Here is an 8251-nt window from a genome sequence, read left to right on the forward strand (position 1 = left end):
GCCCAGGGATACGCCCTGGGCCGCCCCGCCCCCATCGACGAATTGCTGCTGGAAACCGTGGCGCACTGAGCGCCTGCCATCGGCCACCGGCGTCCCGGGCGCTGATAACGGTATGCGTTCAAAAATACAAACCGTTCACGCTGAGCCTGTCGAAGCGCCGCGCGAGGCGCAGGCAGGCTCAGCCCGAACGGTTCTTGTTGACAGAAAATTTCAAGCCAAAACAGGCCCTTGCGCGCGACCATCATGCCCCGATAGCTATTAAATACATAGCAATCAACTCAACCCAGCGCTGTATCCAGCAGCATCATCACCACAAACCCCACCATCAGCCCGCCGGTGGCCCAGGCCTCGTGGCCCTTGCGGTGCGACTCGGGGATGATCTCGTGGCTGATCACAAACAGCATGGCCCCGGCCGCAAACCCCAGCCCCCAGGGCAACAGGCTGGCCGATGCGCTGACGACAGCCGCCCCCAGCACGGCGCCCAGGGGCTCGACCAGGCCCGATGCCATGCCCAGCCCCACCGCCAGCGCGCGCCGGTAGCCCGCCGCCAGCAGCGCCATGGCCACCACCAGGCCCTCGGGCACATCCTGGATGGCGATGCCGGTGGCCAGCGCGTTGGCCCGCAGCGGGTCGCCGCCCGCATGCGCCACGCCAATGGCCAGCCCCTCGGGCAGGTTGTGCAGCGCAATCGCAAACACAAACAGCCAAGTGCGCTGCAGCGTGCGCGACGCCGGGGCGCCCTCCACGCCCTTGATGAAATGCTCGTGCGGCAGCAGGCGCTCCATCCACAGCAGCACCAGCGCCCCCAGCAGGATGGCCCCGCCCACCGTGGCGCCCGCCCCCCAGGCGCCCGCCCCTGCCCCGCGCGCCGCATGGATGCCCGGGATGATCAGCGAGAACGCGCAGGCCGCCAGCATCACGCCCGCGCCAAAGCCAAACAGAGTGTCCTGCGCGCGCTCGGACAGGCGCTGCGACAACAGCACCGGCAGCGTGCCCAAAGCGGTGGCCAGCGCGGCCACCAGCCCGCCCCACCACGCCGCCTCGACCGTGGGCTGGCTGGCCATCCACTGCCACGCCTGGGCAGCGGCGGCCACCATGCCCAGCAACACAATGCCCAGGCCCAGCCACTGCCGCCAGCGCAAAGCCACGGCGCGCCCTGCGGGCGGGGTCACACCTTCAGCGGTGAGCGCAGGGGATTCCAAGGCGGTGTCGGGCGAAGTGGGCGGCATCTGCATGGCGGCGGCTCCGGTGTGGGCAACAGGTGGGTCTAGGAACAGGAATCGCTGTGCAAGGCGGTCACGCCCGCGCGAGTGCAAAGCGGCGGGCCACCTCGGCCCAGTCGATCACGTTGTAGAACGCAGCGATGTACTCAGGGCGGCGGTTCTGGTACTGCAGGTAATAGGCGTGCTCCCACACATCCAGCCCCAGGATGGGCGTGTTGCCCGACATCGCCCCCGCCATCAGCGGGCTGTCCTGGTTGCCGGTGCTCTCCACCACCAACTGGCCCGCCGCGCCCACACACAGCCAGGCCCAGCCACTGCCAAACCGCATGAGCGCCGCCTTGGTGAACGCATCCTTGAACGCGGCAAAACCGCCCAGGTCGGTATCGATGGCACGCGCCAGCTCGCCCTCTGGCTCCCCACCCCCCTGGGGCGACATCACGCTCCAGAACAGGCTGTGGTTGGCATGCCCGCCACCGTTGTTGCGCACGGCACCCTGCAGGTTTTCGGGCAGCAGCACCAGCCGCGCCACCAGCTCGTCAATGGGCAGATCGGCATGGGGCGTGCCCTCCAGCGCGGCGTTCAGGTTGTTGATGTAGGTCTGGTGGTGCTTGGAATGGTGAATCTCCATCGTGCGCGCGTCGATGTGCGGCTCCAGCGCGTCATAGGCATAGGGCAAGGCGGGCAGCGTGTAAGGCATGGTTTTTCAGTCGGGTTAAGAGGAGGAAGAAAGGACAACAGCCGGCGCGAGCGGCGCAGGCCGGTGCGGGGAGAAAGAGCAACAACGCCAGTCGGGCCACAGCGGCAAGGTGTGGCCGCGTCGCCGTCAGGACGACCGCCCAGCCAGCCCACCCCCGGCCAGCGCCTGGGCAATGGCGGGATGGGGGCCATGGCAACGCACATGGGCCAGCAAGGCAGCATGCGTTTCGCGCCCATGCCGCCACGCCGCCTGGCGCAGCGCGGCGCCACACCGGCCATCCGCCACCAGGCTCTGCAGCAGCCCATGGGCCCGGCCCAGCAAACGCGCCGCCGCATCGGGCTCGGCCGCCTGCACCTGCAAATCGGCCACATTCAGGTGCGACACCACCAGGGCCGCAATGCAATCGTCCTCACGCCCCGCCGGGGGCGTTTGCTGCACTAGGCGCAACGCCAGTGCCAGTGCCTGCTGCTCAAACGCCAGCGCCATGGCCATCTGGCCCATCTGCCCGGCGGCGCGGGCGCGCTGCATGGCGCGCTCCCACTGGGGCAAGGTGGCAGGAACTGGCGGCAGGCCTGTGGAGGCAGCGGCGCAGTCAGGGGTGTGGGGGTGGGTGGGGGTGCCCATCAGGTCCATCGCAAAACTCCTGGAGGAGCCTTTTGCGGTGGACGGGGTGTAGCGTACTCAGGCGATCAAATGATAACGATTTGCATTTGCAATGTCTACCAGGTATGGGAGGTGCGTGCCTGGGCTTTGTGGTTTGGCATACAAATTGGGAGACTGCACGGGATCCACAGTCTGCAACGAGCCCTTGGAGGGCCTGGCCCGGCCTGTTCGCAAGCTATAGTTTGCGTAACCAAACCCCGCAAAGTTTCACGGAATTTTTATATCTGGACGTTTGAGCAGTGCAAGGCGTGCAAACCCAGGCTGTAAGCCGCCTCCAGGAGAAATAAGTACCAGTAATATCCCGCAGTTTTTGTTGAAAAATTACGTTATGCATTTAACACAGCTCACAGGGTGATTAATTTTGGAAGACTCTAACCGCATAAAATTCGCGCTGCACTTGGAAAACTGGAACTACGACATCGGCGATAAAAAACACTTGCGTAAACACGCAATTAAAGTGACAACTACGGAATACACCGCTGACATGAAGGGAGCCATTTTCTGCCCGGAGTGTTGTGTTGGATTATTCCGATCGCCTGAAGACAAGGAGTACGACAGCGCCGGTCGAAAAGCTTTTTATGCGCACAGCCGAAAACACACTCCAGACTGCAGTCTTCGCGTAAAGAAGGCTGAGGGTAAAAAATTCGATAATGAAGAGCAGGCAAAACAAGCGATTGAGAATGAGGAGCTTGTTATCGTAAAAGGCTTCATGAAGGCAAAACCGCTGCCTCTGGATATTAATGGTCCAATAGAATATCAAGGCGACCCAATTGAAGATCAAGACGGTGGAGTCTCGGAAGTCCCCATTGGCCGGCACGACGGAGACGAATTCAAACTACCTAGTCGGATCACGACAATCAGAGGCCTCTGTCGAAATTTTGACAAAAATCTGCACCGCTATTTCTGCCTGCCACATCAAGGCAATGCAAGAATTCTGCAAGACCTACTGGTTAACGTTAATACCGTTACGGCAACGTGTGACGATCCAAAACTGTACTTTGGGAAAGTAACGAATTCTTGGAACTGTGGCAAAACGCCGAAAAACATCCGCCAAACAATGCTTGAGTACAGACGAAACAACGAGTGTGCTGATTTTTGTCTGAAGGCGATTGACGAAGACAGCCAAGAACATGGAATCGACAACGACTCAAAAGGAAAAATCGTACTGATGTATGGGAAAGTCACTGTCAGTGGTGTTGGTCTCTGCATCGAGCATCTTGGCTGGGGAGAGTTTGCTGTGCTTCCTCAGAAATATGCCCATTTGCTGTATGAGAATGCATAACCCATCAATCCAGCGGACGCCGTACCGGCGCCGCTGATTTCCAACGTTGACAACTCGCTTTCACCAACTGCACAACGTTCGACAGGAGCTACTGGCTGCTCTCTCAATCCCCCACCCCCTCCTGCATCCCCCCACCCGGCGCAGCCACCAGTTCCCACTCGGCCAGTTGCTCATTGGTCGCAATCAGCCGCCCCACCAGCAGTTTGATAAAGGCCTTGTCAAACCGCGACTGCAAATCTTCCGACGCCTCGCGCAGTGCGGGGTTGCGCACTTTGAGGACCAGCACCTCGGTTTCGGCCACGGCGGTGGCGGTGCGCATCTTGTTGTCGGGACGCAGGTAGGTCATCTCGCCCAACGTCACGCCGGGGCCCAGGGTGCTGAGGTTCCAGCCCTGGCGGCTGATGGCGATCTGGCCTTCGATGAGGATGCAGAACGAGTCGCCCGGCGTGTTCTCGCGCATGAGCACGGTGCCCTGCTCCAGGCGGCGCCAGCTGCCCAGGCGCATCAGTTCCCACAGGGCCACGTCGTGAAAATCGGCAAAAAACGGCAGTGCACGCAGGCGGGCAAAGCGTTCGGCCTCGGTGTCTTGTGAGCGCTGGCGGGGCAGGCCCCGGTGGGCGGCGAGCAGGGCCTGGGCAAAGTCGGGCCAGGTGGCAAAGCGGTCGGCGGGGTCTTTGGCCAGGGCGCGCAGCAGCACCTCATCCACATGCGGTGGCAGCGACGCGCGCAGCAGGCTGGGGGGTGTGGGGGCTTCGTGGCTGATCTTGTAGAGGGTGGCGAAGTCGGTGTCGCCGTCAAACGGGCGGCGGCCGGTGAGCAGCTCGTACACCACCACGGCCAGCGAGAACATGTCGCTGTGGTGGGTGAGGTCGTGCTCGCGCACCTGTTCGGGCGACATGTAAGAGGGCGAGCCCACCAGGCCCGACAGCTGGGTGGCGTCGCTGCGCAATGACAGGGCGGCGCCAAAGTCGGTCAGCTTCACATCCCCGTCGCGCGCCAGCATGAGGTTGGCGGGCTTGATGTCGCGGTGCACCAGGCCTTCGCGGCAGGCGTAGTCCAGCGCGTTGCAGCATTTGAAGGCGATGTCGAGCACCTGGGGCATGGGCAGCAGCGCATCGGGCGTGGCAAAGTCCGAAAGGGGCTGGCCGTCCACGTATTCGAGCACCAGGTACGGGGGCAGAGCCTCTTCGTCGGCGTCGAGCAGGCGCACGATGTTGGGGTGGCGCAGGCGGCCCGACAGCGCGGCCTCATTGCGCAGCAGCTTGCGGTAGCGTTCGGCTTGCTCGGGCACCTTGAGCAGGTGGGCGTGGGTCTGCTTGATGGCGACCTTGCGGCCCCGGAAGCCGTCGAGCCCCAGGTAAACAATGCCACTGGCCCCCCGCCCCAGTTCGCGCTCGATGCGGTACTTGCCGATGTTGGCGGGCGGTGCGGAGGTGGCTGTGGCCATGGCGGGGCTCCCGGTAAGGGTGGGCAGTGAAGGCGGCGGGTCGTCAGGCTCCGGCAAGCGCCTGCTCAAAATCGGCCAGCAGGTCTTCCGCCTCTTCCAGGCCCACCGACAGGCGGATCATGCTGTCGGCAATGCCCATGGTGGCGCGCACGGCGGGGCCGGCCTCCCAGAAGATGGTGTGGGCCACCGGGATGATGAGTGTGCGCGTGTCGGCCAGTCCCGTGGCCTTGATGGGCAGCTGCAGGCGGTTGCACACGGGCAGGCATTGGTCGGGGTTGCGCAGCTCGAACGACATGAGCCACGAGCCTGCCTTGAGGTGCTTTTTGGCAAAGGCGTGCTGCGGGTGCGAGGGCAGCAGGGGGTAGTGCACGCGCGCGATGGCCGGGTGCGCCTCCAGCCACTGCGCCAGCGCCAGGGCCGTGGCGCTGGTGCGGTCCATGCGCAGGGCCAGGGTTTCGGCGCCCAGGGCCAGTTGGTGGGCGGCGTGGGACGACAGCGTGCCACCCATGTCGCGCAGGCCCTTTTTGCGCAGCTGCTGCAGGCCCCAGCCCTTGGCGTCGCCCTTGCGGTAGGCAGCAAAGATGTTGGGGTAGCGCGACCAGTCGTACAGCCCCGTGTCGGTGATGGCGCCGCCCAGCGCATCGCCCAAGCCGCCGATGCTTTTGGTGAGCGAGTTGACCACCAGCCCCGCGCCCACCGTGGCGGCGCGGAACAGGTAGGGCGAGGCCACGGTGTTGTCCACCACATACAGCACGCCCCGCTGCTGGCACAGCGCGCCAATGCCTTCCAGGTCGGGGATCTGGGTGCCGGGGTTGGCAATGGTTTCGACAAACACCATGCGGGTGTTGGGGCGCAGCGCGGCGGCCACGTTGGCGGCGTCCGTCACGTCCACCGTGGTCACTTCAACGCCCAGGTCGGCCAGCGTGCCCAGCACGCTGTTGGTGTTGCCAAACACAAACTGGCTGGCCACCAGGTGGTCGCCCGCCTTGAGCAGCGTAAGGAACACGGCGCAGATGCCCGCCATGCCGGTGGAGAAAACGATGGTGCCGTGGCCGCGCTCCATCTTGGTGATCTTGGCCTCCAGCGCCGCCGTGGTGGGCGTGCCCTGGCGCGCGTAGTTGAAGCCGCCCTTGGCCGTGCCCTGGAAGACGGCGATCAGGTCTTCGACCTTCTCGTAGCCGTACTGCACCGAGGTGTGGATGGGCTGGTGGATGGCGCCCTGCTCGGCGCCACCCAGGCGGTCGGCATGCACGATCTGGGTGGTGAAGCTTTGGTTCTGCGGTGTCGTCATAAAAATCTGCGGCTGTTTTGTTTCGGCGGGTCGGCGTGCAAGGCGGGCGATCAGCGCTGGCGCGCCCTGATGCCACCGCCCCCATCAGGGAAAAGCGTGCAGCCCCTCATACGGATTCACGTTCAATCAATTAAAACCGTTCGGGCTGAGCTTGTCGAAGCCTTGCGCGGCGCTTCGACAAGCTCAGCGTGAGCGGATTGATGTCTTTGAACGCGGACCGCTGTGAGAGGAGCTACCGCTCCGGAGCAATGTGTTCGGCGTAATCGTACAAGGCCCCCAGGATGTCCTGCGTGCGCTCGTCGTCGGCGGTCTCCGAGAGTTCGTCGATTTCGGTGAACAGCTGCTCCACCGTGCGCGCCCCGCCCTGCCCGTCAAACAGGCAGGCGGCGCGGTGCGCCTCCCAGCGCTGCTGCTCTTCGGGGGTGAGGGTTTGCGGAAAGTTGCGCGCCCGGTAGCGCCAGACCAGCTCGGTCAGGCGCGGGTCGTCAAAGCCCGTGCGGGCGGTGGCCAGTTTGGCGCCCGACATGCTGCGCAGGTCGTTCAAATAGCGCCGGTCGTTGTTGCCTACAAAGCCGCCATACAGGTCCTGGTCCACATCGGGCGCGGGCTCTTGCGGCCGGGCAAACACGGCGGGCCAGATGCCGCTCATGTCGGGCAGACTGCGCGCCACCTCGGCGTGCTGCGCGGCCTGGGCCAGGTCAATGCCCCAGCGCTGCGCCAGCGCGGGCGTGAGGGTGTTCACATTGCCCACCACCATGGGCGACTTGTTGAGGTGGATGGTCTTGATGGGCAGGCGCGTGACGCCTTCGGGCAGGTCGGCCGTGCGGGTGAACATGCGCAGGCGGATGTCGTCCACGTTCAGCGCGGCCAGCTCGCGCGGGTCGTGGGCCAGGTCCCAGGCGATCAGCTCATTCTTGTTGGTGGGGTGGCTGGCCAGCGGCCACATCACGCCCAGGCAGCCGCGCTCCACCGGGAACATGCCCGACACATGCAAAAACGGCCGCGCGGTGATGGTAGTGGCGGGCAGGCGCAGCTCGGCGGCCACGCGGTCCTTCTTGTGCAGGCTCAGCGCAAAGTCAAACAGCTTGGTGTTGTGCTGACGGATGAGGCGCGCGAGGGCAATGGTGGCGCGCACGTCCGACAGCGCATCGTGCGCGGCTTCGTGCAACAGGCCGTTGGCTTTGGAGAGGTGTTCGAGCTTGAAGCTGGGCGCGCCGTCTTCCTTTTTCGGCCACTGGATGCCGTCGGGCCGCAGCGCGTAGGTCATGCGCACCACGTCCAGCAAATCCCACCGGCCACACTGGTTTTGCCATTCGCGCGCATAGGGGTCGATGAGGTTGCGCCAGAACATGAAGCGCGTGATCTCGTCATCAAACCGGATGGTGTTGTAGCCCACGCCGATGGTGCCGGGCTGGGCAAACTCGGCCTCGATGCGGTTGGCAAACTCGCGCTCGGGCAGGCCTTTTTCCAGGCAGAGCTGGGGGGTGATGCCGGTGATGAGGCAGGACTGTGGGTCGGGCAGGTAGTCGTTGGCCGGCTGGCAGTAGATCATCAGCGGCTCACCGATCTCGTTGAGGTCGGCATCGGTGCGGATGGCGGCGAACTGCGCGGGGCGGTCGCGGCGCGTGTTGGCCCCGAAGGTTTCGTA

7 protein-coding genes are annotated in these 8251 nt (G+C 64.3%); 1 reads left to right on the forward strand and 6 read right to left on the reverse strand.

Annotated features, from left to right (window positions below; all coding sequences use genetic code 11):
* Positions 1-278 precede the first annotated feature (278 nt).
* The 3 genes from AC07Z7_RS24420 to AC07Z7_RS24430 form a co-directional block, all read right to left on the reverse strand.
* Positions 279-1097 carry a ZIP family metal transporter gene (locus AC07Z7_RS24420; protein WP_494767955.1) on the reverse strand — a complete coding sequence of 273 codons (819 nt, stop codon included), beginning with the start codon at positions 1095-1097 and terminating at the stop codon, positions 279-281.
* Positions 1098-1296: 199 nt separating this feature from the next.
* Positions 1297-1920, reverse strand: coding sequence for a superoxide dismutase (locus AC07Z7_RS24425; protein ID WP_494767949.1), 624 nt, complete (start codon positions 1918-1920; stop codon positions 1297-1299).
* Positions 1921-2046: 126 nt separating this feature from the next.
* Positions 2047-2553 (reverse strand): DUF2753 family protein, encoded by a 507-nt coding sequence (locus AC07Z7_RS24430; RefSeq protein WP_494767950.1) that lies wholly within the window; start codon positions 2551-2553, stop codon positions 2047-2049.
* A gap of 391 nt (positions 2554-2944) precedes the next feature.
* Here AC07Z7_RS24430 and AC07Z7_RS24435 point away from each other — a divergent pair, with 391 nt between their 5' ends.
* The gene (locus tag AC07Z7_RS24435; RefSeq protein ID WP_494767951.1) at positions 2945-3865 is read left to right on the forward strand and encodes a hypothetical protein; all 921 of its coding nucleotides are present in this window, start codon (positions 2945-2947) and stop codon (positions 3863-3865) included.
* 103 nt (positions 3866-3968) lie between these two features.
* On the opposite strand, the gene AC07Z7_RS24440 is transcribed toward AC07Z7_RS24435, so the two are convergent.
* From AC07Z7_RS24440 to sbcB, 3 genes are all read right to left on the reverse strand, one after another.
* Complete coding sequence (locus tag AC07Z7_RS24440; protein ID WP_494767952.1) at positions 3969-5312, reverse strand: protein kinase domain-containing protein; 1344 nt, start codon at positions 5310-5312, stop codon at positions 3969-3971.
* 43 nt (positions 5313-5355) lie between these two features.
* The gene (locus AC07Z7_RS24445; protein WP_494767953.1) at positions 5356-6603 is read right to left on the reverse strand and encodes a cystathionine gamma-synthase family protein; all 1248 of its coding nucleotides are present in this window, start codon (positions 6601-6603) and stop codon (positions 5356-5358) included.
* 232 nt (positions 6604-6835) lie between these two features.
* On the reverse strand, positions 6836-8251 hold a 1416-nt coding region (gene sbcB, locus AC07Z7_RS24450; RefSeq protein WP_494767954.1), incomplete at its 5' end, for an exodeoxyribonuclease I.

Source organism: Acidovorax sp. GW101-11A03, assembly GCF_059424825.1.